24 protein-coding genes are annotated in these 24,086 nt (G+C 73.6%); 7 read left to right on the top strand and 17 right to left on the bottom strand.

Annotated features, from left to right (window positions below):
- The first annotated feature begins 80 nt into the window (after positions 1–80).
- Positions 81–974, top strand: a complete 894-nt coding sequence (locus tag J116_RS20820; RefSeq protein WP_023589008.1) for a Gfo/Idh/MocA family protein — start codon at positions 81–83, stop codon at positions 972–974.
- Between the two features lie 37 nt (positions 975–1,011).
- Here J116_RS20820 and J116_RS20825 read toward each other — a convergent pair whose 3' ends face one another.
- The 3 genes from J116_RS20825 to J116_RS20835 form a co-directional block, all read right to left on the bottom strand.
- Positions 1,012–1,752 (bottom strand): class I SAM-dependent methyltransferase, encoded by a 741-nt coding sequence (locus tag J116_RS20825; RefSeq protein ID WP_028964337.1) that lies wholly within the window; start codon positions 1,750–1,752, stop codon positions 1,012–1,014.
- Between the two features lie 260 nt (positions 1,753–2,012).
- The gene (locus J116_RS20830) at positions 2,013–2,714 is read right to left on the bottom strand and encodes a hypothetical protein (protein ID WP_023589010.1); all 702 of its coding nucleotides are present in this window, start codon (positions 2,712–2,714) and stop codon (positions 2,013–2,015) included.
- A 136-nt stretch (positions 2,715–2,850) separates the two neighbouring features.
- Positions 2,851–3,213 carry an arsenate reductase family protein gene (locus tag J116_RS20835; protein ID WP_023589011.1) on the bottom strand — a complete coding sequence of 121 codons (363 nt, stop codon included), beginning with the start codon at positions 3,211–3,213 and terminating at the stop codon, positions 2,851–2,853.
- A 134-nt stretch (positions 3,214–3,347) separates the two neighbouring features.
- Between J116_RS20835 and J116_RS20840 the strand changes: the two genes are divergently transcribed.
- Together J116_RS20840 and J116_RS20845 are read left to right on the top strand one after the other, a co-directional pair.
- Positions 3,348–3,623 carry a hypothetical protein gene (locus tag J116_RS20840; protein WP_023589012.1) on the top strand — a complete coding sequence of 92 codons (276 nt, stop codon included), beginning with the start codon at positions 3,348–3,350 and terminating at the stop codon, positions 3,621–3,623.
- A gap of 137 nt (positions 3,624–3,760) precedes the next feature.
- Positions 3,761–4,303 (top strand): hypothetical protein, encoded by a 543-nt coding sequence (locus J116_RS20845; protein ID WP_023589013.1) that lies wholly within the window; start codon positions 3,761–3,763, stop codon positions 4,301–4,303.
- 1 nt (position 4,304) lies between these two features.
- Here the strand turns inward: J116_RS20845 and J116_RS20850 are convergent, their stop codons facing one another.
- Positions 4,305–4,529, bottom strand: a complete 225-nt coding sequence (locus tag J116_RS20850; RefSeq protein ID WP_028964338.1) for a hypothetical protein — start codon at positions 4,527–4,529, stop codon at positions 4,305–4,307.
- A 158-nt stretch (positions 4,530–4,687) separates the two neighbouring features.
- Positions 4,688–6,097: a type I glutamate--ammonia ligase gene (glnA, locus tag J116_RS20855; RefSeq protein WP_023589015.1), complete on the bottom strand. Its 1,410-nt coding sequence runs from the start codon at positions 6,095–6,097 to the stop codon at positions 4,688–4,690.
- A gap of 252 nt (positions 6,098–6,349) precedes the next feature.
- Here glnA and J116_RS20860 point away from each other — a divergent pair, with 252 nt between their 5' ends.
- Positions 6,350–6,820, top strand: coding sequence for an RDD family protein (locus J116_RS20860; RefSeq protein ID WP_023589016.1), 471 nt, complete (start codon positions 6,350–6,352; stop codon positions 6,818–6,820).
- Positions 6,821–6,903: 83 nt separating this feature from the next.
- On the opposite strand, the gene J116_RS20865 is transcribed toward J116_RS20860, so the two are convergent.
- From J116_RS20865 to lipB, 4 genes are all read right to left on the bottom strand, one after another.
- Positions 6,904–7,611, bottom strand: a complete 708-nt coding sequence (locus J116_RS20865; protein WP_028964340.1) for a DUF4191 domain-containing protein — start codon at positions 7,609–7,611, stop codon at positions 6,904–6,906.
- A gap of 10 nt (positions 7,612–7,621) precedes the next feature.
- Entirely contained in the window at positions 7,622–7,831 is a 210-nt protein-coding gene (locus tag J116_RS20870) for an SCO2195 family GlnR-regulated protein (RefSeq protein WP_028964341.1), read from the bottom strand.
- A 353-nt stretch (positions 7,832–8,184) separates the two neighbouring features.
- Positions 8,185–9,153 carry a lipoyl synthase gene (gene lipA, locus J116_RS20875; protein ID WP_023589019.1) on the bottom strand — a complete coding sequence of 323 codons (969 nt, stop codon included), beginning with the start codon at positions 9,151–9,153 and terminating at the stop codon, positions 8,185–8,187.
- Between the two features lie 116 nt (positions 9,154–9,269).
- A complete protein-coding gene (gene lipB / locus J116_RS20880; protein ID WP_023589020.1) occupies positions 9,270–10,130 on the bottom strand; it encodes a lipoyl(octanoyl) transferase LipB in 861 nt (286 codons plus the stop codon).
- A 339-nt stretch (positions 10,131–10,469) separates the two neighbouring features.
- Here lipB and J116_RS20885 point away from each other — a divergent pair, with 339 nt between their 5' ends.
- The gene (locus J116_RS20885; RefSeq protein ID WP_028964342.1) at positions 10,470–12,266 is read left to right on the top strand and encodes a hypothetical protein; all 1,797 of its coding nucleotides are present in this window, start codon (positions 10,470–10,472) and stop codon (positions 12,264–12,266) included.
- A 135-nt stretch (positions 12,267–12,401) separates the two neighbouring features.
- Here the strand turns inward: J116_RS20885 and J116_RS20890 are convergent, their stop codons facing one another.
- Both J116_RS20890 and J116_RS20895 read right to left on the bottom strand, forming a co-directional pair.
- The gene (locus tag J116_RS20890; RefSeq protein ID WP_023589022.1) at positions 12,402–13,694 is read right to left on the bottom strand and encodes an NAD(P)/FAD-dependent oxidoreductase; all 1,293 of its coding nucleotides are present in this window, start codon (positions 13,692–13,694) and stop codon (positions 12,402–12,404) included.
- Between the two features lie 317 nt (positions 13,695–14,011).
- Positions 14,012–14,950 carry a TIGR01777 family oxidoreductase gene (locus J116_RS20895; protein ID WP_023589023.1) on the bottom strand — a complete coding sequence of 313 codons (939 nt, stop codon included), beginning with the start codon at positions 14,948–14,950 and terminating at the stop codon, positions 14,012–14,014.
- A gap of 34 nt (positions 14,951–14,984) precedes the next feature.
- On the opposite strand from J116_RS20895, the gene J116_RS20900 reads away from it, so the two are divergent.
- Complete coding sequence (locus J116_RS20900; protein WP_023589024.1) at positions 14,985–15,479, top strand: GNAT family N-acetyltransferase; 495 nt, start codon at positions 14,985–14,987, stop codon at positions 15,477–15,479.
- 130 nt (positions 15,480–15,609) lie between these two features.
- Here the strand turns inward: J116_RS20900 and J116_RS20905 are convergent, their stop codons facing one another.
- The 4 genes from J116_RS20905 to J116_RS20920 form a co-directional block, all read right to left on the bottom strand.
- Positions 15,610–16,785: a hypothetical protein gene (locus J116_RS20905; RefSeq protein ID WP_023589025.1), complete on the bottom strand. Its 1,176-nt coding sequence runs from the start codon at positions 16,783–16,785 to the stop codon at positions 15,610–15,612.
- A 530-nt stretch (positions 16,786–17,315) separates the two neighbouring features.
- The gene (locus J116_RS20910; protein WP_235617370.1) at positions 17,316–17,642 is read right to left on the bottom strand and encodes a hypothetical protein; all 327 of its coding nucleotides are present in this window, start codon (positions 17,640–17,642) and stop codon (positions 17,316–17,318) included.
- A gap of 114 nt (positions 17,643–17,756) precedes the next feature.
- Positions 17,757–18,041, bottom strand: coding sequence for a LuxR C-terminal-related transcriptional regulator (locus tag J116_RS20915; RefSeq protein ID WP_023589027.1), 285 nt, complete (start codon positions 18,039–18,041; stop codon positions 17,757–17,759).
- Positions 18,042–18,331: 290 nt separating this feature from the next.
- Entirely contained in the window at positions 18,332–18,850 is a 519-nt protein-coding gene (locus tag J116_RS20920; protein WP_023589028.1) for a DUF4240 domain-containing protein, read from the bottom strand.
- Positions 18,851–18,985: 135 nt separating this feature from the next.
- On the opposite strand from J116_RS20920, the gene J116_RS20925 reads away from it, so the two are divergent.
- Positions 18,986–19,933: an SDR family oxidoreductase gene (locus J116_RS20925; RefSeq protein ID WP_023589029.1), complete on the top strand. Its 948-nt coding sequence runs from the start codon at positions 18,986–18,988 to the stop codon at positions 19,931–19,933.
- 44 nt (positions 19,934–19,977) lie between these two features.
- On the opposite strand, the gene J116_RS20930 is transcribed toward J116_RS20925, so the two are convergent.
- Together J116_RS20930 and aceE are read right to left on the bottom strand one after the other, a co-directional pair.
- Positions 19,978–20,946, bottom strand: coding sequence for a helix-turn-helix transcriptional regulator (locus tag J116_RS20930; RefSeq protein WP_023589030.1), 969 nt, complete (start codon positions 20,944–20,946; stop codon positions 19,978–19,980).
- Between the two features lie 109 nt (positions 20,947–21,055).
- Positions 21,056–23,743: a pyruvate dehydrogenase (acetyl-transferring), homodimeric type gene (gene aceE / locus J116_RS20935; protein WP_023589031.1), complete on the bottom strand. Its 2,688-nt coding sequence runs from the start codon at positions 23,741–23,743 to the stop codon at positions 21,056–21,058.
- Positions 23,744–24,086 lie beyond the last annotated feature (343 nt).

Below are 24,086 nucleotides of genomic sequence, written 5' to 3' on the forward strand. Positions count from 1 at the left end.
CCCGCGGCCGGCCCTCGCAAGGTAACACCGGTCGCGCAGGACACCGGAATTCTTTTCGGATACGGGGCAGACTTGCGGGCATGACGAAGGCGACGCGCATCGGACTGCTCGGTACGGGCCCCTGGGCCGCACGCACCCACGCCCCCGCTCTGGCGGCGCACCCGGAGGTGGAGTTCAGCGGCGTGTGGGGCAGGCGCCCCGACGCGGCGGCCGGGATCGCGGCGGAGTACGGCACGCGCGCGTACGGGGACGTGGACGCCCTGTTCGCGGCGAGCGACGCGGTGGCGGTGGCCCTGCCGCCCGACGTACAGGCGCCGCTGGCCTCGCGGGCGGCGGCGGCCGGGTGCCATCTGCTGCTGGACAAGCCGGTCGCGACCAGCGTGGCGGGCGCGCGGGAGGTGGCACTGGCGGCGGAGAAGGCCCAGGTGGCGTCGGTCGTGTTCTGCACGCTGCGGTTCGCGGAGGAGACCGCCCCGTGGGTGGAGGAGCAGGCGGCGGCGGGCGGCTGGTACCTGGCGCGGGCCCACTGGCTGGGCGCGCTGTTCACGCCCGGCTCGACCAGCGCGTACGCCGCGTCGCCCTGGCGGCGGGAGAAGGGCGCCCTGTGGGACGTGGGCCCGCACGTCCTGTCGGTGCTGCTGCCGGTGCTGGGCGACGTCACGGAGCTGGTGGCGGCGCCGGGCCCGGACGACACCCGCCAGCTGGCGCTGCGGCACGCGGGCGGCGCGGCGAGCTCGGCGCTGCTGTCGCTGAGCACACCGGCCGCGGCGGCGGACGTGGGCCTCACGCTGCACGGCGACCGGGGCGTGGTGTCCATGCCCCGCTGGGGCGACGCGGTGGCGTCGTTCACGTCGGCGGTGACCGCCCTCCTGACGGCCGCCCGCACGGGCACCCCGCACCCCTGCGACGCCCGCTTCGGCCTGCGCCTGACGGAGATCCTGGCCCGGGCGGAGAGCGGGGCGACGGAGTCGTAGACGCGGGGCGTGGGGCCCGGCGCTCAAGCAGCCCGCGTCAGGCCCGGCAGCGCAGCATCTCCAGCGGCGGGTTGGCGTGGAAGTCCGCCCAGAAGCCGGCGCCGTACTCGCGCAGGCCCGCCTCCGACACCTCCACCGGCACCCAGGCCAGGTCGCGGAACCCGGTCGCCCGCAGGCAGTGCTCGTACACCTCGCGGCGCGGCCGGTTGGCGACGAAGGAGACCGGCGGGTCCAGCAGCGCCGTGGTCCTCACCCGCGGGCCGGTCTCGGCCTCCTCGCCGGTGAGCACGCTGCGGAAGCCGTACGCGTCCGGCGGCGGCCCGTCGAAGCGGAAGTCGGGCGACTGGTTGAGCAGGAAGAGCGCGCCGCCGGGCCTCAGGCTCCGGTGGATGTTGCGGCACATCCGCTCCGTGGTGGCGACGTCCGGCGCGTAGTTGAGCAGCTGGACCGCCAGGGCGATGTCGAACCGCCGCTCAAGGCGCGGAAGTTCGGCGGCGTCGCCCACCTCGTAGCGCACACCGAGCGGGTCGTGCTCCTCCAGCCGCCGCGCCACGGCGACCATCTCCGCCGAGATGTCTATGCCGAGCACCTCCGCGGCGCCGCGCCGCCTCAGCTCCCGGCTGTAGAAGCCGGTGCCGGAGGCGAGGTCGAGAACCGACCTGCCGCGCACGTCCCCGACCAGGGCGAGGAAGCTGGGCACCACCGCGTACCGCTCCAGCGGCAGGGCCTTGAACCCCTCGTACGCCTCACCGATCTCGTCGTACTGCTGCACGCTCACCACGCCGTCCTCCCCGAAGCCTCGTCACGAACGCCGCCGCGGCCCGGCCCCCACGGGGCGCGGGCGCGGCTTTCGACGGGCAGTCTCTCCACATCCCGGCGGCCCGCCGTACTGGCAGAAGGCACAAAGAACCGGCCGCGGCCCCGGCACCCCGTACGGAAGCCCCACAGGCCACCATGCGAACGCACCGGTCAGGCGGCCGTGCCGGCCCGGAAGGCGCCCGCCGCGGGGGCGGGGACGCTTCCGGGCGCGACGGACGGTCAGCCGACCCGCTCGACACGGGCCTCGCGGATGAGGAACTCGCCGGGCTCGCGAACCTGCTCGAAGGCGGCGTTGTTCAGCAGGACGCAGCTGCCGGAGGCGGCGGTGACCTGGACGGTGGTGGACTTGTCGTCGTCGAGGTTGGTGACCTTCAGGCGCGTACCGGCGGGGAACTGGTTGCTGGACGCGGCCGGGGCGCCGCCCTCGCCCGAGAGCGTGACGGTGGACCCGGCGCAGACGACGTCCCCGCGGCCCTGCCCGCCCCGGGCGGGCGGCTGGGCGACCTGGTCCTGCCCGCCACCACCCTGCCCGCCCCCGGCACCACCGGCCCCGCCGGCACCAGCACCGACAGCGCCACCTTCGACGCCGGCGCCACCGTCGGCACCGGCCTCATCCCCGCCCGCGTCGGCCCGGCCCCCGCCCCCGCCCCCGGCCTCGCACCCGCTGGCGGCCTGCTTCCGCTTGATCTCCTGGATGACGGCGAGCCGGTTGGCGATCCGGGCCTCCGACTGGGCGTCGGGGTCGGCGCGCTGCCCGGCGATGAACCGCTCGTTGTTCCGCAGGGCGGTGGCCAGCCCGTCGCAGGCGGCGGACGCCTGGCTGGTGCCGGTCATGACGACGGCCGTCCCGCCCGCCAGTACGGCCGTACCGGCGAGCAGGGCCAGCTTCTTGTTGCGGCCGACGGTCCTCTTGCGTGACACGTGGGGGCTCCTGTCCCCGGCCGCTCGGGGGACGGCGGCCGGATCGGTCTGCGTGTTGCCCGTACGTACGGACACGACCCGCCCACGACTCACCGTGCCGGCCAACTCCCCCTGGCCGCACCGGACGTGCGGAGCACTACGACCGCGACAGGGCGTCCCGTACGGCCTCCTCGGACCGGCCGACGACCGCCGTGCCGTCGTCGGCGGTGATGATGGGCCGCTGGATGAGCTTCGGACGCGCGGCGAGCGCCCCGATCCACCGCTCGCGGGAGGCGTCGTCGCGGGGCCAGTCCTTCATGCCGAGCTCCTCGGCGTCGGCCTCCTGGGTGCGGGTGATGTCCCACGGCTCCAGGCCGAGCCGTTCGAGCACGGCGCGGATCTCGTCGGCGGAGGGCACATCCTCCAGGTACCGGCGGACGGTGTAGTCGGCGCCCTCCTCGTCGAGGATGTGCAGCGCGCCACGGCACTTGGAACAGGCGGGATTGATCCAGATCTCCATGCCGCCCACCGTACCCCCGAACGCCCCTCAAACCCCGTCTGGCCAGGGCCGATTGTCAGTGCCCGGCGGTAGAATCGAAGCAGTCAGTGAGGGTCCGGGGGAGGGCCTTCACACCCCGCACCAGGAGGTCGCCGATGGCCGTCGCCACCGTCACGCCACTGCCGCTCGAACCCTGGAAGCCCCTGCGGAAGAAGCCGCTCCCAGCCGGCAGGCCCCGCGAGTGGTACGTGTCCCACAACCGCCGCCTGAAGGCCATGCGCCTGGCGATAGCCCTGCTGGACGCGGGCGTCTACATCGCGTCGAAGGCCGACGACAAGACGATCCGGGCCACGGCCCACACGCTCGGCATCCACCCGCCGTCCGCCACGACCTGCCGCATGGTCCGCGCCCTGATCCGCTCGACCCACTGACAGAACGCGGGGCCCGACGGTGACCACCCGCCGGGCCCCGCGTCGCACACCCACGGAGCGTTGCCTCCCCCGCACGGGGGAGGCCCCCGGACCCACGGAACGACGCGGGGGGCTCCCGCCCGCACGAGCATGGAGCCATGAGGACAGCCTCCGCCCCACGCACCGCCCAGCCCACCGCCCCCACCGCCCCGCCCGGCCCCGCCGTCACCGCACCTGCCCCGGCCCAGGCGCCCCGCTGGGCCCGCCTCGCCGCCCACGCCACAGCGCTCTGCGCCCTGCCCTCCGGCCTGTGGCGCATCGCGATGGCGTCCGGCGTCTACGTCGGTTACGGCGACGAGATCCTGCGCGAGGTCTACGGCATCCCGGGCTGGGGCATCGCGTACGTCGTCGGGCTCTCCGTCCTGGCGGAGCTGGCCGCGCTGTTCCCCCTTCTCCTGGTCACCACCCGCCGCGTCCCCCTCCGCCCCCGCACCCTGAAGCGCCTGGCATGGACGGCGTCGGCGGCCCTGACCCTCCTGGCGGCCTGGCAACTGGTGGTGGCCGCGACGGTGGAGTCCGAGACGTACCTGGCCCCGGGCACCCCCAGGACCGTCTGGGCCCTGACCTTCGCCCCCCTCCTGGCGATCCCGCCCCTCCTGACGGCGGTGACGGCCTCCTACACCCGCCGCCACCGCCCCTGACTCAGAACAGCACCGAGTCCTCCCCCTCCGCGTCCTCGCCCCCGTCGAACGGCAGGAACATCACCCCGCCCAGCTCCACCACCCGCTCCGACCCGTGGCACAGCACCAGATCGAGCGCCCGCGCCCGAGGCCGGGGGTGCTTGTGGTCGACGACCTTGCGGGTGTCGGGATTGACGGCGACGGAACGACGGCAGACAGGGCAACTGATTCGCGGCCACGCGGACATGCCCCCAGCTTCCCCCACCCCACTGACAACGCCGCCCGGAACCCGCGAGGACCCCCGCCGGGGACAACGGCGAGGGCCCCGCCGCTCTCCGGGGAGAGGGGCGGGGCCCTTGAGCGGGAGGGGGCCGGGACGGGGCGTCCCGGCGGCCTCCGAGGGGTTTAGAGGTCGAAGTACAGCTCGAACTCGTGCGGGTGGGGACGGAGCTGGATGGGCTCGATCTCCTTGGTGCGCTTGTAGTCGATCCACGTCTCGATCAGGTCCGACGTGAAGACGCCGCCCGCCTGGAGGTACTCGTTGTCCTCCTCCAGGGCGTCGAGGACCGCGGAGAGGGTGGTCGGGACCTGCGGGACGCCCGCGTGCTCCTCCGGGGCCAGCTCGTACAGGTCCTTGTCGATCGGCTCCGCCGGCTCGATCTTGTTCTTGATGCCGTCCAGGCCCGCGAGGAGGAGGGCCGAGAAGGCCAGGTACGGGTTGGACGACGGGTCCGGGGCGCGGAACTCGACGCGCTTGGCCTTCGGGTTCGAGCCCGTGATCGGGATGCGCATCGCGGCCGAGCGGTTGCGCTGCGAGTACACCAGGTTCACCGGCGCCTCGAAGCCCGGCACCAGGCGGTGGTACGAGTTGACCGTCGGGTTGGTGAACGCCAGCAGCGACGGGGCGTGCTTCAGGATGCCGCCGATGTAGTAGCGCGCCGTGTCCGACAGGCCCGCGTAGCCCTGCTCGTCGTAGAACAGCGGCTCGCCGCCGGACCACAGCGACTGGTGGACGTGCATGCCCGAGCCGTTGTCACCGAAGATCGGCTTCGGCATGAAGGTCGCGGTCTTGCCGTTGCGCCACGCGACGTTCTTCACGATGTACTTGAAGAGCATCAGGTCGTCGGCCGCGGCCAGCAGCGTGTTGAACTTGTAGTTGATCTCCGCCTGGCCCGCGGTGCCCACCTCGTGGTGCTGGCGCTCGACCTGGAGGCCGGCCTTCTCCAGCTCCAGGGAGATCTCCGCGCGCAGGTCCGCGAAGTGGTCCACCGGCGGGGCCGGGAAGTAGCCGCCCTTGTAGCGGACCTTGTACCCGCGGTTGTCCTCGACCGCGCCGGTGTTCCAGGCGCCGGCCTCGGAGTCGATGTGGTAGAAGCCCTCGTTCGCGGAGGTGTTGAAGCGCACCGAGTCGAAGACGTAGAACTCCGCCTCCGGGCCGAAGAACGCCGTGTCGGCGATGCCGGTGGAGGCCAGGTACGCCTCCGCCTTCTTCGCGATGTTGCGCGGGTCGCGGCTGTACTGCTCACCCGTGATCGGGTCGTGGATGAAGAAGTTGATGTTCAGCGTCTTGTCGCGGCGGAACGGGTCCAGACGCGCCGTCGACAGGTCCGCGCGCAGCGCCATGTCGGACTCGTGGATCGCCTGGAAACCGCGGATCGACGAGCCGTCGAAGGCCAGCTCCTCAGTCGGGTCGAACGCCGTCGCCGGGATCGTGAAGTGCTGCATCACGCCCGGGAGGTCGCAGAACCGGACATCGACCATTTTGACGTCGTTGTCCTTGATGAACTTGTTGGCCTCGTCGGCGTTCTGGAACATCCAACTCCTCCTACTCCCACCCGGGGGAGGGCGGGGTTGCAGCTGTTCGTGCGGCCAGTGCGGTGACCCACGCTGGACCCGACCATAGGTACCCGGGATTTCTCAAGCATGACCCATTTGTTTCGCCCAAGTTAACCGGCGCGGCCGCCGGGGCCCCGTGGGACGCGAGCGCCGTACGCCCGCCGGGGCGCTCCGGGGCTGCCGGGCCGCCCGGCCCGATGTGATCGAAAACGGTCGCAGTACCGTGTACGGGTGGACAACAGGCAAGTAATCGGATCGTGGCTCTCCGGACCCCGCGCGGCGGCCGAGGAGATGGGCGCCGACTTCGGCTACCGGGGCGAACGGCTCGGTCTGCCGGAGCGGGGGCCCGGCTCCGTCGCCCCCCTCGGACGGCGCTTCGGCGCCCTCTTCGTCGACTGGTCCCTCTGCATGCTGATCGCATACGGACTGATCACCGGAGGTGACTGGAACGCGGCGGGCAACTGGGCCCTCGGCGTCCTGTTCCTCCTCGGCCTCCTCACCGTCGGCACCATCGGCTCCACCCCGGGCAAGCGGCTCCTGGGCCTGCGCGTCATCGCCGAGGGCGGGCAGCGGCTCAGCTTCCCGCGCGCCGCCGTCCGCACCGCCCTGCTGTGCCTCGCCATCCCCGCCCTCATCTGGGACCGCGACGGCCGCGGCCTCCACGACCGGCTCGCCCGCGCCGTGCAAGTACGCATGATGTGACAGAAGGCACTCCAGAAGAAGCCAGAAAGAAGAGAGGGCGACCGCCGAAGCGGTCGCCCTCTCTCACTTTCGCTCGAATCGTGTCAGCGGAGCTTTCCGCCGCGCGGCATGCGCATGCCCTTCGGCATGGGGCCCTTCGGGATCGGCATGTTGCTCATCAGGTCGCCCATGGCCCGCAGCCGGTCGTTAACCGCCGTCACCTGCGCCGCGCTCAGCACGCGGGGCAGCTTCAGCATCGTCGTACGGACCTTCTTCAGCGGCACCTGGCCCTCGCCGTCACCGACGACGATGTCGTGCACCGGGGTGTCCACCACGATGCGGGCCATCCGCTTCTTCTCGGCGGCGAGCAGGCTCTTCAGCCGGTTCGGGTTGCCCTCGGCGACCAGGACGATGCCCGGACGGCCGACCGCGCGGTGGATCACGTCCTGGCTGCGGTTCATCGCGACCGCAGGCGTGGTCGTCCAGCCGCGCCCGATGTTCTGCAGCACCGCGGCGGCCGCGCCCGGCTGGCCCTCCATCTGCCCGAAGGCCGCCCGCTCGGCCCGCCGCCCGAAGATGATCGCCATCGCCAGGAAGGCCAGCAGGAAGCCCAGGATGCCCAGGTAGACCGGGTGCCCGATCAGGAAGCCGATCCCGAGGAGGGCGCCGAACACGACGATCCCCACGCCCGCGATGACAAGCCCGACCTTCGGGTCGCTCCGCCGGGTCATCTTGTACGTCAGAGCGATCTGCTTCAGTCGCCCGGGGTTCGCAGCGGCGTCACCGCTGTCTGAATTCGACTTCCTCGCCATGTTCTGAAGTTTACGTGTCCGACGGCGCCCGGCTCGCCGCGGCCTCCAGTACGTGCTGCGCCTCCACCCGGGCGCGGGCCCTGCGGCGGTCCTCCAGCACGGAAGCCCAGGCGTTGCGGCGCGCCGTCCGCTGGCCCCCGCCCAGCAGCAGCGCCTCCACCACCCGCAGGGCGCCCGCCACCGAGGGCAGTGCCTGCGGCAGGGACGGTAGGGACGGCAGGGCGTGCGGGAGGGGCGGCCGGGCGGCCCGGGCCGGGGCCGGTGACGCGGGGAGGGGCGGTCGTGCCTGGGCCGGTGCGGCGGGGAGGGCGGGGGTGCGCACCTGCTGATGTGGGGTTCGCATGTCGGTGTCCCTCGGGAGCGGTGAGCGGTACGAGCGGCGCCTGTACGGTCCGTACGGACAGCGTCACCCACCGGTGTTACCAGGACGTGTCCGGGCGGTCAAACCACGACGACGGCCCGGCGCCGCCCGTACCCCGCCCGGCAGGCTTCCACCTGCGGGGGAGCGTACGGGCCCGGCGCCGGGCCGTGCCGGACGTCACACCGCGTCGTACCGCGTGCCCGGGGTGCGGGTCACACCGCCGGGGCGGCCTCCGCCGCAGCGCCACGGGCCTCCATCGCCTGCTGGAACAGGCGGCCCGCGCGGTACGAGGAGCGGACCAGCGGGCCCGACATGACACCGGAGTAGCCGATCTCGTCGGCCTCCTCCTTCAGCTCCACGAACTCCTGCGGCTTCACCCAGCGCTCCACCGGGTGGTGGCGCACGGAGGGGCGCAGGTACTGCGTGATGGTGATCAGCTCGCAGCCAGCCTCGTGCAGGTCGCGCAGGGCCTCGCTGACCTCCTCGCGGGTCTCGCCCATGCCGAGGATCAGGTTCGACTTGGTGACCAGGCCGGCCTCGCGGGCCCGCGTGATGACCTCGAGCGACCGCTCGTACCGGAAGCCGGGGCGGATGCGCTTGAAGATGCGGGGCACCGTCTCCACGTTGTGCGCGAGCACCTCGGGGCGGGACGAGAAGACCTCGGCAAGCTGCTCCGGTACCGCGTTGAAGTCCGGGATCAGCAGCTCGACCTTGGTGTGGCCGCCCTCGCGGTCGGCGGTCATGGCGTGGATCTGCCGCACCGTCTCCGCGTACAGCCAGGCGCCGCCGTCCTCCAGGTCGTCGCGGGCGACACCGGTGATCGTGGCGTAGTTCAGGTCCATCGTTACGACGGACTCGCCGACGCGGCGCGGCTCGTCACGGTCGAGGGCCTGCGGCTTGCCCGTGTCGATCTGGCAGAAGTCACAGCGTCGCGTGCACTGGTCGCCGCCGATGAGGAACGTCGCCTCGCGGTCCTCCCAGCACTCGAAGATGTTGGGACAGCCCGCCTCCTGGCAGACCGTGTGCAGACCTTCGCTCTTGACGAGCTTCTGGAGCTGGTTGTACTCCGGGCCCATCTTCGCCCGCGTCTTGATCCACTCGGGCTTGCGCTCGATGGGGGTCTGGCTGTTCCGGACCTCCAGGCGCAGCATCTTGCGTCCGTCGGGTGCGACTGCGGACACGGCTGGCTCCTACGGCTTCGATTCTTCGGCGAACACCAGGGTACGCCCGTCAAAAGTGCGGCCTTACGACTGGCCAACCTCCGGCCAGAGGGACGCATTCCCTTAAGGCCGAGCGGTCAGGCGGTGGCCGCCTCCTCCCGTACGGCGTCGGCCGGGCGTACCGGCTCCGGTGCCGCCGAGGGCTCCGGCGCCCGGTCGATGACCCGCGGCTGCGGGTCGGCGCTCTCCAGCACGTCCCGCAGGTGGCGCTCCACCACCGGCAGGACCTCGGCGATCGTCACGTCCCGGCCCAGCTCGTTGGCGAGCGAGGTGACGCCCGCGTCGCGGATGCCGCACGGGACGATCCGGTCGAACCAGGTGTTGTCCGGGTTCACGTTCAGCGAGAAGCCGTGCATCGTGACGCCCTTGGCGACGCGGATGCCGATGGCCGCGAGCTTGCGGTCCTCCCGGCGCTGGCCCGCGTTGGACGGGGCGTACTCGGGGCCGCTGAGGCGCGGGTCGAACTCGTCGTCCGTCAGCCTCGGGTCGAAGTCCAGCGACAGCCCGCCGAAGGAGGGCCGCTCCTCCACCGGGTCGCCCAGCACCCACACGCCGCTGCGGCCCTCGACCCGGGTGGTCTCCAGGCCGAGCTCCGCCGTCGTACGGATCAGCGCCTCCTCCAGGCGGCGCACGTGCGCGACCACGTCCACCGGGCGCGGCAGCTTCAGGATCGGGTAGCCCACGAGCTGTCCCGGGCCGTGCCAGGTGATCTTGCCGCCGCGGTCCACGTCCACGACCGGGGTGCCGTCGAGCGGCCGCTCGCTGTCCTCCGTGCGCCGCCCCGCCGTGTACACGGGCGGGTGCTCCAGCAGCAGACAGGTGTCGGGCACCTCGTCGGCGAAGCGGGCGGCATGGACCTCGCGCTGCTTCTCCCACGCGTCGAGGTAGTCCACGGCGTCCTCACCGAACCCCAGATGGACGAATCGCAGCTCACTCACGGCACCGTCTCCCTAGAAATGCGCGTCACACGCCCATGCCACTGTACGGCGGCCCGCCGGAAGCGAACCGCCCGGGCCGGGGCGGGGCGAGGGCGGGGCGGGAGAGGCCCGGACAGGACGGGCACGGCACCGGGGCTCGGACCGGGGGAGGCGCGGCCGGGGCCGGGGCCGGGGCCGGGTGGGGGTTCGGGGGAGTTTGCGACGTCACTACCGGAATCGATCCTCACACGATCGGATGAATGTGGGGCGAAGGCGGCGGTATCCCCTCCCGGGAAAGTTAAATTCGCGCCGTTCCAAGGGGGCTGACCCCAGCCCGGAAGGCAGGAGACCGCACAGCTGATGACGGATCGACCCCCGCAGCGCAACCCCAACCGCCAGCTCGCCGCCCTGATCGCGGAAGCAGGGTTCTCCAACGCAGGTCTTGCCAGACGGGTGGATCAGCTCGGTCTCGAACACGGCCTCGACCTCCGCTACGACAAGACCTCCGTCACGCGCTGGCTGCGCGGCCAGCAGCCGCGCGGCACCACGCCCGCGCTGATCGCCGAGGTGTTCACCCGGCGCCTCGGGCGGCGGCTGTCCGCCCAGGACCTCGGCCTCGACGCGTGCGCGCCCGTGTACGCGGGCCTGGAGTTCGCCGCCACGCCCGAGGAGGCCGTGGACATCGTCAGCGGGCTGTGGCGCAAGGACTCCGGCAGCCACACCGAACTGCGCAAGATCGCGTTCACCCCGGCGGGGCTGGTCGTCCCGAGCCGCGACTGGCTGATCGGCCGCGCGGACGAGCACGTCGGGCGGGGCGAGCAGCCGGACGGCACCGCTCCCGGTGCGGGCGGCGGCCCCCCGGCGGGGCGTGTCCCCGCGCAGGGCCGCCCCCTCGGCCGCGGCGGCCCCGGTACGGCTCCGGGACAGGGCCCGTCCGGCACGGCCCCCGGGTACGGCGGGCAGGGCGGGCACGGTGGCTCCGGTACGGCAGCGTCGCTCGGCGCGGGCGGGGCGCGTACCGGCCAGGGCGTGCCCGGCCCCGGCGTCCCGGGCCCCGGCCGCGCGGGCGGGCCGCCGCGGGGCGCCCCCGTCCGTCCCGGAGGCCCGGCGGGAGCGGCCGGACCGGCGGCGGGCCGCACCGTCCCCGCGGCCAGGACCGGCGGCCTGCCCGGCCCGGTCCCGGGCGGCGCGCCCGAACCGGCCGACGCCCTCCACGCCGTACCCCGGCAGCGGGGAACCGAGGGCGGGTCCGGGCAGCGGGTGACCGCCGGGGACATCGCCGCGCTCCGCTCGGTCGGCGAACTGTTCCGGACGCTGGACCACGCGTACGGCGGCGGCCACGCCCGGCAGGCCCTCGTCCGGTACCTGGAGCACGAGGCCGAGCCCATGCTGCGCGGCAGCTACGGCGAGACGACCGGGCGGCGGCTGTTCGGCGCGGCGGCGGACCTGACGCGGCTGGCCGGCTGGACCTCGTACGACATCGCCGCGCACGGACTGGCACAGCGGTACTTCGTGCAGGCGCTGCGGCTGTCGCAGGCGGCGGGCGACCGGGCGTACGGCTCGTACGTCCTCGTCACGATGAGCCGCCAGGCCGTGTACCTGGGCCACGGGCGGGAGGCCGTGCAGCTGGCGCGCGTCGCCCAGCAGGGCGTCGGCTCGGCGGCGCCGCCGGTCGTCCAGTCGATGCTGCACGCGGTGGAGGCGCGCGGGCACGCGGTGCTGGGCGAGGCGCGGGCCTGCACGTCGTCGCTGGTACGGGCCGAACGGGCGCTGGAGGGCGCCCGGCCGGGCGAGGAGGTGCCGCACTGGGCGCGGACGTTCGACGAGGCGCACCTGGCGGACGAGACGGCCCACTGCCACCGGGACCTCCAGCAGTACCGGGCCGCCGTGCAGCACGCGGAGCGGGCGCTCCAGCTGTACCCGGCGGGGTACGCCCGCAGCCGTACGTTCTGCCGCGTCGTCCTGGCCACGGCGCGGCTGGCGCTGGGCGAGCTGGAGCAGGCGTGCGTGCTGGGCGCGGAGGCGGCGCGGCAGGCGGCCGACATGCGGTCGGCGCGGGCGGTGGAGTACGTGCGGGACTTCGAGCGTCGGCTGGAGCCGCACCGGGACGCCGCGCCGGTGCGGGCCTACCGGGAGCGGGCCGCCGCACTGGGCTGAACCTCGCGCCCCCTGACGGGCCCCGCAGGGCCGTGCGGGGCCCGTCAGGGGGGCCCGCACGGCCCTGCGGGGCACGCGCCCGGTCCCGCCCGAGGGGGCACCCGCCCGGAAGGCGGCCGGCACGGCCCTGCGGGGCTATGCCGCTCGGGTCTGCTCCGTGGACGAGTTCGCCGGGGGGACGTCCAGGTCCTTGAGGATCGCCTGCGCCGCCCGCTGACCCGAGTGCAGCGCGCCCTGCGGCGAGCTCACGTCGCGGTGGTCGCCGCACACGTACAGCCCCGCCAGCAGCCGCACGGGGCGGCGCAGGTCGTGCGGGGCGGGCATCGCCGGTACCGCCTCCGGGTCGTGCCGTACCGCCAGCAGCTCCCAGTCGCCCGTCCCCGTGCCGTACAGCGCCGCCAGGTGCCGCCGTACCCGCGCGTCCAGGTCGTCCGGGGGCGTGCCCAGCACCGTGGACGTGACCAGCACCCGGCCGTGCGGCGCCCGCGTCGGGTCCACCTCGCTCATCACCGCCGTGTGCGACACCGGGCCGGACCGGTCCGCGTCCAGCACCAGCGCCGGGGCCGCCAGCGGCGTCGCGGGCGCCGTGTGGTGGAGCACCGTCACCGGGTGGAAGGACGGCACCCGCAGCCCCGGCAGCAGTTCCGCCGCCGCCCGCGCGCCCGTCGCCACGACCAGCGACCGGCAGGTGATCTCGCCGTGCTCCGCCGTGACCACCCGGCTGATCGACGCGTCCTTGACCCGCACCCCCGTGCGGACCGTCCCGGCCGGGAGCGCCGACGCCATCCGCTCCGGCAGCCGCGCCGCCCCGCCCGCCGGGACGCACAGCCGCCCCCGCGCGAACCCGCGCAGCGCCAGGTCGGCGCAGCGGCTGGACGTCGTCAGGTCCGGGTCGCTGAGCAGGGCGCTCAGCAGCGGCCGCAGAAACGTCGTGACCGTCCTGGGCGGCAGCCCCCGCGCCGCGAGGGCCTCAGCGGCGGCGCGTTCGCGGCGGGCCAGCAGCCGCTCCGTGGGCGTTCCGGCGAGCCGGGCCAGCGAGGCGCCGATGCGCGCCTGGTCCAGCGGGCGCGGGCCGCTCGCCAGGGCCCGCGCGCGGGTCAGCGCCGAGCGGGGTCCGCCGCGCACCTCGCCGGTCCGGTGCAGCCGTCCCGAGCTGTGCACCAGGACGCCCGGCTGGAAGCGGCGCAGGGCGCCCACGTCCACGCCGGCGACGCGGTGCAGCTCCGGGTGCGCCATGGTGAGCAGAGGCCCGACCCGGTCGAGGCTGAACCCGTCCACGTGGTCGGTGGCCATCCGCCCGCCGACCTGTGGTGCGGACTCCAGGACCCGTACGGCCAGTCCGGCACTGGTCAGGTGGTGAGCCGCGGCCAGCCCCGCGAGCCCGGCCCCGACGATGACGACGTCCGCGTGATCTGCGGTACTGAGCACGTGACCCTCCCCGGGTGACGGTTCGGTGCGTGGGTGGCTCATGCCCTGGACGGGCCGCCGGAATGCCCGAGTACGGGCCCCGGCGGCCCGGGCGGCACCAGAGCGTAGGCCGGGACGCGGGCGCCGGGGAGTCGCGCGTACGGGGGGTCACCGAAGCACGGAGGTCGCACACGCGTGCTGTTCCGGCCGCCCCCGTCGCACATGCGGGGGAGGGGGGCGGGGAGGAGGCGCGGGCGTCTGTGGGCAAGCTCATGGACCTCCGCCCGTACCGCCCGGGCACTCGGAGGGGACGCGCGACCCCGAGCCCCCCGTCCCGGCTACGCCGCCGCTCTGATCGCCGCGTCCACCGTCGGGAAGGCGAAGCGGAAGCCGGAGTCCAGGAGACGGCGCGGCAGGACCCGCTGGCTGCCCAGGACGTCGTGGGCGAAGTCGCCGAGGGCCAGGCGCAGGGCCGGGGCCGGGACGTGGAGGACGGCCGGGCGGCGCAGGACGCGGCCCATCGCGGCCGTCACCTCCCGGTTGGTGACCGGTTCCGGCGCGGTCAGGTTGAACGGGCCCGACAGGTCCGGGGTGTCCAGCAGGTGCCGCAGCGCGGCCACCTCGTCGTGCAGGGCGATGAAGCTCCAGTACTGCCCGCCGTGCCCAAGCCGCCCGCCGAGACCGGCGCGGAACAGCGGGAACAGCCGCCCCCACGCCCCGCCCCGCGCGGCCACCACCAGGCCCGTACGGGCGTACGCGACGCGGACACCGGCCTCCTCGGCCGCCGCGGCGGCCTCCTCCCACTCCACGCACACCGACGGCAGAAACCCGTCGCCGGCCGGGGCCGACTCGTCGACCGCGCGGGTGCCCGTGTCGCCGTAGTAGCCGAGCGCCGTCCCGCACACCAGCACCTCCGGCGGCGCGTCCAGCGACGCCACCGCCTCCGCGACGGCGGCCGTGCCCAGGACGCGGCTGTCGCGGATCTCCCGCTTGTACGCCTCCGTCCAGCGCCGGTCGCCCACCCCGGCGCCCGCCAGGTGCACCACCGCGTCGCAGCCCGCGAGGCCGGCCACGTCCACGTACTGCCGCTTCGGGTCCCACTCCACCTCGTGCGCGCCGCGCGCCGGCCGCCGCACCAGCGTGACGACCTCGTGCCCGTCCGCCCGCAGCGAGCGCGCCAGCGCGGAGCCGATCAGACCGCTCGCGCCGGTGACGGCGACCCTGCGGCGGGGGGAGGCGGAGGGGGAGGGTGACGGGGACCTCGGGGAAAGAGACATGACCACATCCTGCCCCCGTGGCACAGTGGCGGCCATGATCCCCTCCGCGATACGCCCCGCGCGGCCCGGTGACGCCGAAGCGCTCAGCCTGCTCGACCACACGACCTGGTCCACGCTGCACGCCGTGGCGCCGCGCCCGGAGCCGCCGTTCGACCCGTTCTTCGACGCCGACCACCACCCGGAGGACTACCTCGTCGCGGACCTCGGCGAAGGACCCGTGGGCTACATCCGCCTCGGCTTCCCCACCCGCCTCGCCTGCAACCGCCATGTGCGGCAGATACAGGGCCTGGTCGTCGCCGAATCCGTACGGGGCCGGGGCATCGCCCGCGCCCTGCTGCGCGCCGCCTGCGACGAGGCCCGCCGCCGGGGCGCCACCCGGATCACCCTGCGGGTCCTCGGGCACAACACGCCCGCGCGCGCCCTGTACGCGTCGGAGGGATTCGCCGTCGAGGGCGTCCTGCCGGGGGAGTTCCTGCTCGACGGGGCGTACGTGGACGACGTGTTCATGGGCCGGTCGCTCAACGCCTGACGGTGCGGCGGACGTGGTCCGCCGCACCGTCGGGCGCGCGCTCAGGCCGGCAGCGGCCCGTGGAGTCCGGAAAACGCTCCGGCAGGCCTCCCGGAGGTCTCCGGAAGGGTCCGGACGGGCTCAGGAAGGGTCAGAACTTGCCGTAGCGGCCCGTCAGGTCGGCCTCGGCGCAGGCGATCGAGCCGATCAGGCACGAGGCGCTGGCGTACTTGCGGGTGTAGACGTTGGTGACCTTGCCGCCGTCGTAGATGTAGATGTGGTGGTTGGGCATCAGGCGGTGCTTGCCGGAGCGGATGGTGTAGTTGCCGCTCTTGGTCAGGTTCATGGTGAGGGCGCCGTTGATGGCTCCCTTGACGCTTCCCAGGCCCTTGCAGAACGGGTTGGTGGCGTGCAGGGACATCCGCACGTCCACGTAGTTGCTGCCGGAGCCGAGCTTCTTCACCGACATGTGCTTGTCCGTGGCGGTCTTGGTGGCGACCTTCTTGCCGGTGCTCTTCACGTAGACGTTGGTGGCGCGGACGCTCTTGTTGCCCGTCACCTTCTTGTTGCTCCAGGTGACCGTGGCGTGCAGGGCGGTGCGGTACTTGTCCGACTTCCAGTCGAAGTTGCTGCGGCCGTCGCCGCCGAACTGGAACTTCTTGCCGTAGTCGCAGCCCGCCGTGGGCGCGTCGATCTTCTTCTGCGGGATGAAGGTGATCCAGGAGAGGGTGGACGTGCTGGCGACACCCGCGGCGGACGCCCGGGAGACCGCCTGCTGCCGCAGTGCCGTCAGCGAACCGGAGGCCGGTACGGAGACCTTGACGCCCCACAGCCGGGCCTGCGGGTGGCCGCCCTCGGGCAGAACCGGCGCCACCTGGTAGTGGTGGTCGGCGCCGGACGTGACGTTCGTGTCGCGGAAGGACGTGACCCCCGGCGCCAGCCGCGCGATGTCCCGGCCGTCGCGGCTGACCACGTAACGCGCGTCCTTGGCGTACCCGTTCCACGACAGGTCCACGAAGGATTTCCCGGCCGCGGCGCTGATGCCCTCGCGGGCCGAGGAGCGGTCCACGACGGCGGTCTCGCCGGAGGCCGTCCGCATCACGCCGAACCCCTGCGCCGCCAGCATCCTGCCCTGGGCGCTGGTCGCGCTGACGCCGGTGACGTCCTTCACCTGGCTGGAGGTGAGGGCGGATATGGAGAACGCCGCGCCGACCGGCTTCGGGACGGGGACGGGGTGGGGCGCGGCGGACGCCTGGACCCCCGCGGCGCAGAGGGTGAGCGGGGCCAGGGAGAGCGCTGCGACCTTGGCGTAACGGGAAAGCTGCATGCGGTTCCTCTTTCGTCCTGCTGGGGGGACGCGGGCAGGCGCGGTCCTGTCCGCATCACCTGACGGGTGGCTCCACCGGGCGCGTGGCGGGGTCGCGGCCGCACCGGCTGCGGCGGTCGGTCCGCACGGTGTCGGCCGAGGGCGGACGAGGACGTCGCGAGCCGCGCCCCTTCGGCGTCCGAAGGGGGGCTCACACCGCCGTCGCCCCGGCGTGTGGTGCGTCAACGAGCTTAGGAACCGCGGGGGTTGCCGCGTCAGTGTCTCTTGGGGCAGTGACCTGGCGGGCAGTGCCCGGGTGGGCAGTGCCCGAAGGGGCAATGTCCGAGGGGCGCCAATCTCCGAAGGGGTGACGCCCTTCGCCGCTACGCAGGAATGACAAGAACCCCCACGGGGTGGTGTGGGGGTTCGAAGGGGCGAGGCAGAGGGCGGTGGGACGCTTCCGGCCGTACGCGCTTCCGGCCGTACGCGCTCCCGGCGCCGGGCGCCGGGCGCCGGGAGCCGGCAAAGGCGCCCGCGCCGGGGCGAGTCGGTCAGATGCCCAGGGCGCCGACGAGGAAGACCGGGTAGAGCACGCTCAGCGCGCCGGTGGTGAGGCCGATGGCGCACTGGCCCCGGTTGAGCCCGCGGGCCAGGCCGAGGAGCGCGAAGGTCACGGCGAGGCTGCCGAACAGGAACGGGATCGCGATCCCGAGGAAACCGGCGAACACGGCGGTGATCAGGGCGAGGACGCCGAGGAGGAGCGAGACGGGCCCGTAGAGAGTCGCGGGGCTGTCCGCGGAACCGGTCGTCATGTCGAGCTCCTCGCTTCTGTGGTCGGTCTCTTCGGCTCGGGAGCGGGTCTCCTGGATCTCCATCATGGCACTCCCGGACGCACCGCCGCGGCCGGACCTCGGCGCGCGGCGGGCTGTGAGGCCAAGCTCACACGCGAAGGCCGCGCCCGCCCTGGGTCAGGGGGCGGGCGCGGCCCGGTGTCACGCGGCGAACGCGCTCAGGGCGCCGGGTGGCGCGACGGAATGCCGGCCAGGACAGGAGGGATCGACGCAGAGGTCGTCGTGGGACAGCGCGGACAGCACGGAGACCTGGAGCCGCGTCTCGCGCTCCAGTTTCTCCGCTATGCGGGCGATGTGCGCCTTGACGGTGCGCTCCGCGATGCCGAGCTCACTCGCCAGCCGGCGGTTGCCCAGTCCGGTGCCCAGGAGGAGCAGGACCTCCCTCTCCCGATACGTCAGTTCTCCGAGCCTGTCGGTTCCGTACACAGGGATCGTGCCGGTTCGCCGGTAGGCGCAGGCCGTCCCTGTCCCCTCGGACCGTGCGGACATGCTGGTCCTTTCTGACGCCGCTGTTCCCAGCAGAGCCCCGTGCCCCGGGTGCGGCGGCGATCATGACCCAACGTAACCCAAAGGACTGACAGGGGCACGCCACATAAGCGGCTGCCGGCTGCCGCCCGCGAGGCGCCGGACGGTGCGGCACCGGCCCGGCGGGGCCGCACCGTCGGGCGTCGGCCCCGGGCGGCCGTCAGGCGGCCGCGCCGGGGCGTCGGCGCTCCCTAGCCGCCGAAGCGGTCCCACAGGCGGGGCAGGCGCTCCGCGAGGGCCGTGTCGTCGTCCACGTCGAGCGGGTCGCCCACCGGTTCGGGCGGCGGCGGGGCGAGGCCCAGGTCCGGTGTCTCCACGCCGGTGAGCGCCTCGTACGCCTCGTCCGCCGCGAAGCCGATCTCCTCGCCGTCCCCGTCCACCGCCGGGTCGAAGTCCTCCAGCAGCTCCGCGAGCGCCTCCGGGTCGTGCACGGCGCCCTCGAACACCTCCCGGCCCTGGCCGATCAGCCAGCACCGGAAGTAGTCGAACGCCACGTCGGACGCGCCGCCCAGGAGGATCGCCGCGGCGGCCCGCAGGTCCCACGTGTCGGCGCGGTTGTAGCGGGCCTCGAAGTGGCGGGCGAAGTCGAGGACGGCGTCGGGGTCGAGTTGCGCCAGCCGCTCCACGAGCAGCTCGGCGTGGTCGTCGGGGTCGCCCTCCGCCGCCTCGCGGGTCGAGTCGACCAGCTCCCAGAACTCCGTCTCGTCCATCACGGGACCAGCATCCGGTGTCACGGGGCACGGCGCACGCGGAGAACCCGCCGGAAACGACACGGGGAACCGGACAGGGGAACCGGACAGGGAAACCGGACAGAGGGTGTCGCCTTTGAGTGTCACGGTCGTCCCATGACGACGAACACCACCACCCAGCAGGAGAACCGCCCGCTCGCCGGTACCGTCGCCCTCGTCGCGGGCGCCACGCGGGGCGCGGGCCGCGCCATCGCCGTGCAGCTCGGCGCCGCGGGGGCCACCGTGTACGCCACCGGGCGGACCACCCGCGACCGCGTCAGCGAGGTCGGCCGGGCCGGCGAGACGATCGAGGAGACCGCCGAGCTGGTCACCGCGGCGGGCGGCCGGGGCGTCGCCGTGCCGACCGACCACCTCGTACCGGAGCAGGTGCGCGCGCTGGTCGCCCGGATCGACGCGGAGCAGGGCCGCCTCGACGTCCTCGTCAACAGCTGCTGGGGCGGCGACCACCTCCTCGTACCGACCTGGGACGCCAAGATGTGGGACATCGACCTCGACAAGGGCCTGCGCATGCTGGACCTCGGCGTCCGTACGCACGTCATCACCAGCAGCCTCGCCCTGCCGCTGCTGACGCGCCGCCCCGGCGGGCTCGTCGTGGAGATGACGGACGGCACCGCCGAGTACAACAAGCGCTTCCGGGAGCAGTTCTACTTCGACCTGGCGAAGACCGCGCCCCTGCGCATGGCGTTCGGCCTGGCGCACGACCTGAAGGACGTCGGCGGCACGGCCGTGGCCCTCACCCCCGGTTTCCTGCGCTCCGAGGAGATGCTCGACCACTTCGGCGTACGGGAGGAGAACTGGCGCGACGCCTGCGCCCAGGAGCCGCACTTCGCCATCGCCGAGTCGCCCGTGTACGTCGGCCGGGCCGTCGCCGCGCTCGCCGCCGACCCGGAGCGGAACCGCTGGAGCGGTCAGTCCCTCAACAGCGGGCAGCTCGCCCAGGAGTACGGGTTCACCGACGCCGACGGGTCGCGGCCGGACGCCTGGGGGTACTTCCGGGACGTGGTCCACGGCGGCAAGGACGCCACGGCCGACGACTACCGCTGAGCCCGGCGCGTTCGTACCGCTCCCACGGCCCGTACAGCCGGGGTCTACGGCTCGTACAGCCGGGCCATCCGCGCCGCCGCCCGCGCGAACCGCTCGCGCAGCGTGAGCGGCTCCAGGACCTCGGCCTCCGGGCCAAGCCCCAGCAGCTGCCCGAACGCCACCTCCTCGGACTCCACCGGCAGGGTGACCGTCACCCGTCCGGCGGAGTCCGGGGGACCGGCCGTCTCCAGCGCCTCCAGCGCCGCCGCCCGGTCCGTGACGTACGGCAGGCCCCGCGCCCCCGCCTCCGTCAGCCGCACCACGACCGCCGTGCGCAGCAGCGACCGCGCGAACTGGGCGGCCCGCTCCTCCCAGAACCCCGGCAGGTCGAACGCCTCGTCCCGGTCGAACCGCTCCTCTCGCGGCTCGACCCGCGTGAACCGGTCCACCCGGTACACCCGCACCGCGTCCCCGGCCCGCGCGCACAGGTACCAGACGCCCGCCTTCAGCACGAGCCCGTACGGGGCGAGCTCCCGCTCCACCTCGCGCTCGTCCCGCCGGTACGTGGCGTCCACCAGCCGGTCGTCCCACACGGCCCGCGCGATCACCGGCAGCAGCTCGGGCGTGTCGGGCTCCTGGTACCAGCCGGGCGCGTCCAGGTGGAACCGCTGCGCCGCCGACTCCGACGCGTCCCGCAGCGAGGGCAGCAGCGCCGCCGACACCTTCAGCCGGGCCGCCGACGCCGCGTCGTCCAGGCCCATCTCGCGCAGCGCGCCCGGTACGCCCGACAGGAACAGCGCCTCGGCCTCGCTGCGGGCCAGCCCGGTCAGCCGTGTCCGGTAGCCGCCGACGAGGCGGTACCCGCCGCCGCGCCCCCGGTCCGCGTACACCGGGACGCCCGCCTCGGACAGCGCCAGCGCGTCCCGGGTCACGGTCCGCTCCGACACCTCCAGCTCCCGGGCCAGCTCGGCGGCGGTCATGGACGGGCGGGACTGGAGCAACAGCACCATCTTGATCAGACGAGCGGCACGCATCCGGCCATCATGCCCCGGCCCCCGGGCCGGGACGGCACCCGGATACGGCCGTGCCCCCGGTCGCCGCGCGGGGCGGCGACCGGGGGCACGAGACGCGGAACGGGGGCCCTTACAGGCCGTACCGCTCGCGGGCGTCCTTCACCGCGGCGGCCGGGACCTCGCCGCGGCGGGCGAGCTGGGCCAGCGCGGCGACCACGATCGACGGGGCGTCCACGCCGAAGTGGCGGCGGGCCGCCTCGCGGGTGTCCGACAGGCCGAAGCCGTCGGCGCCCAGCGACGTGTAGTCCTGCTCGACCCACTGCGCGATCTGGTCCGGGACCTGGCGCATGTAGTCGCTGACGGCCAGCACCGGGCCCGGCGCGTCGGCCAGCGCCTGGCGCACGTACGGTACGCGCTCCTCGCCGCGCAGCAGCGCCGCGTCGGCCTCCAGCGCGTCACGCCGCAGCTCCGTCCAGGAGGTCGCGGACCACACGTCGGCGGTCACGCCCCACTCCTCGGCCAGCATCCGCTGCGCGTCCAGCGCCCAGTGGATCGCCGTGCCCGAGCCGAGCAGCTGGATGCGCGGCGCGCCCTCGGCGCCCGAGCCCTCCTTGAACCGGTACAGGCCCTTGACGATGCCCTCGTCGACGCCCTCGGGCTTCGCGGGCTGCGGCATCGGCTCGTTGTAGACGGTCAGGTAGTAGAAGACGTTCGGGTCCTCGCCCGGGGCGCCCTCGCCGTACATCCGGCGCAGGCCCTCCTTGACGATCACCGCGACCTCGTACGCGAACGCCGGGTCGTACGTCAGCGAGGCCGGGTTGGTCGCCGCGATCACGGGCGAGTGGCCGTCGGCGTGCTGGAGGCCCTCACCGGTGAGCGTGGTGCGGCCCGCGGTGGCGCCGACGAGGAAGCCGCGGCCGAGCTGGTCGGCGAGCTGCCACATCTGGTCGGCGGTCCGCTGCCAGCCGAACATCGAGTAGAAGATGTAGAACGGGATCATCGGCTCGCCGTGCGTCGAGTACGCGGTGGACGCGGCGATGAAGTCGGCCATCGAGCCGGCCTCGGTGATGCCCTCGTTCAGGATCTGGCCGTTGACGGCCTCCTTGTAGTACATCAGCTGGTCGCGGTCGACCGGCTCGTACGTCTGGCCCTTCGGCGAGTAGATGCCGAGCGACGGGAAGAGGCTCTCCATGCCGAAGGTGCGGGCCTCGTCGGGGACGATCGGCACCCAGCGCTTGCCGGTCTCCTTGTCGCGGACCAGGTCCTTCACCAGGCGCACGAACGCCATGGTCGTCGCGATGGACTGCGAGCCGGAGCCCTTGTCGAACGCGGCGAACGCCTTCTCCGCCGGGGCGGGCAGCGGCGCGACGGGGTGGACGCGGCGGGCCGGGGCGGGGCCGCCGAGCGCGGCGCGGCGCTCCTGGAGGTAGCGCACCTCCGGCGCGTCGGCGCCCGGGTGGCCGTACGGCACCTGGCCGTCGGCGAACGCGCTGTCCGGGATGGGCAGGCCCAGGCGGTCGCGCATGTCCTTGAACTCGTCCACCGTCAGCTTCTTCATCTGGTGGTTGGCGTTCTTGGACGCGAAGCCCTTGCCGAGGGTGTGGCCCTTGACGGTCTGCGCGAGGATCACGGTCGGCGCGCCCTTGTGGCCGAGCGCGGCCTTGTACGCGGCGAAGACCTTGCGGGACTCGTGGCCGCCGCGCGAGTAGTGGAAACACTCGATGATCTTGTCGTCGGACAGCAGCTTCGCCATCTCGGCGAGGGCCGGGTCCTTGCCGAAGAAGTCCTCGCGGATGTAGGCCGCGTCGCGGGTCTGGTACGTCTGGACCTGCGCGTCCGGGACCTCGCGGAGGCGGCGGACGAGGGCGCCCGTCGTGTCCAGCTGGAACAGCTCGTCCCAGGCGGTGCCCCACAGCGTCTTGACCACGTTCCAGCCGGCGCCGCGGAACTGGGCCTCCAGCTCCTGCACGATCTTGAAGTTGGCGCGGACCGGGCCGTCGAGGCGCTGGAGGTTGCAGTTGATGACGAAGGTGAGGTTGTCCAGGCCCTCGCGGGCCGCCAGGGCGAGCGCCGCCGTGGACTCGGGCTCGTCCATCTCGCCGTCGCCGAGGAACGCCCACACGTGCGAGGCGGAGACGTCCTTGATGCCGCGGTTGGTGAGGTAGCGGTTGAAACGCGCCTGGTAGATGGCGGAGAGCGGGCCCAGACCCATGGAGACGGTCGGGAACTCCCACAGCCACGGCAGGCGGCGCGGATGCGGGTAGGAGGGCAGGCCGTTGCCGCCGGACTCCTGCCGGAAGTTGTCGAGGTGCGCCTCGTTGAGGCGGCCGTCCAGGAAGGCGCGGGCGTAGATGCCGGGGGAGGCGTGGCCCTGGATGAACAGCTGGTCGCCCGAGCCGTCCCGCTCCTTGCCGTGGAAGAAGTGGTTGAAGCCCGTCTCGTAGAGCCAGGCGGCGGAGGCGAAGGTGGCGATGTGGCCGCCCACGCCGTACTTGGAGCCGCGGGTCACCATGGCGGCGGCGTTCCACCGGTTCCAGGCGGTGATGCGGGCTTCCAGCTCCTCGTCGCCGTCGTAGCCGTAACCGGCCTCGGCGGCGGTCGGGATCGTGTTGACGTAGTCCGTCTCCAGCAGCTTCGGCAGCGCCAGACCGGAGTCCTGGGCCCGCTCCAGGGTGCGGCGCATCAGGTACGCGGCACGGTGCGGCCCCGCCGCGGCGGTCACGGCGTCGAGGGACGCCTGCCACTCGGCGGTCTCCTCGGGGTCGCGGTCCGGGAGCTGGTCGAGCTCGCTCGGCTGGATGCGGGTGGGGTCGGTCATAATCGCCGCCTTCCGGAGTCGAAGGGGTGTGGAGCCCTTGGTCTTTGGCAGGACAGGGCGAGGGGACCTCTGTTGAAGTCCGTCGATGACTGTACGACCGTGATCGATGATCGATCAAAGGGTAAGCGGCAAAATCTTATGTCAACGGGCAAAGTCGGCATCGGGTGCCAGGTTTCTGGGCACGCGGTGCCGTGTTTTCTTAGGTGAGCCGATCATGTGAGCGCGCTCACCCCGAAATGAGCGGCGGCTCGCCTGCGGGGGAGCGCGCCCGGCCCCGTCCGCGGACGGCCCGCTGACGCGGACGCGCCCCGCGGTGCCCCGCACAATCAGTCGTGGGCAGGGC

The organism is Streptomyces thermolilacinus SPC6, assembly GCF_000478605.2.
Classification (GTDB): Bacteria; Actinomycetota; Actinomycetes; order Streptomycetales; family Streptomycetaceae; genus Streptomyces; species Streptomyces thermolilacinus.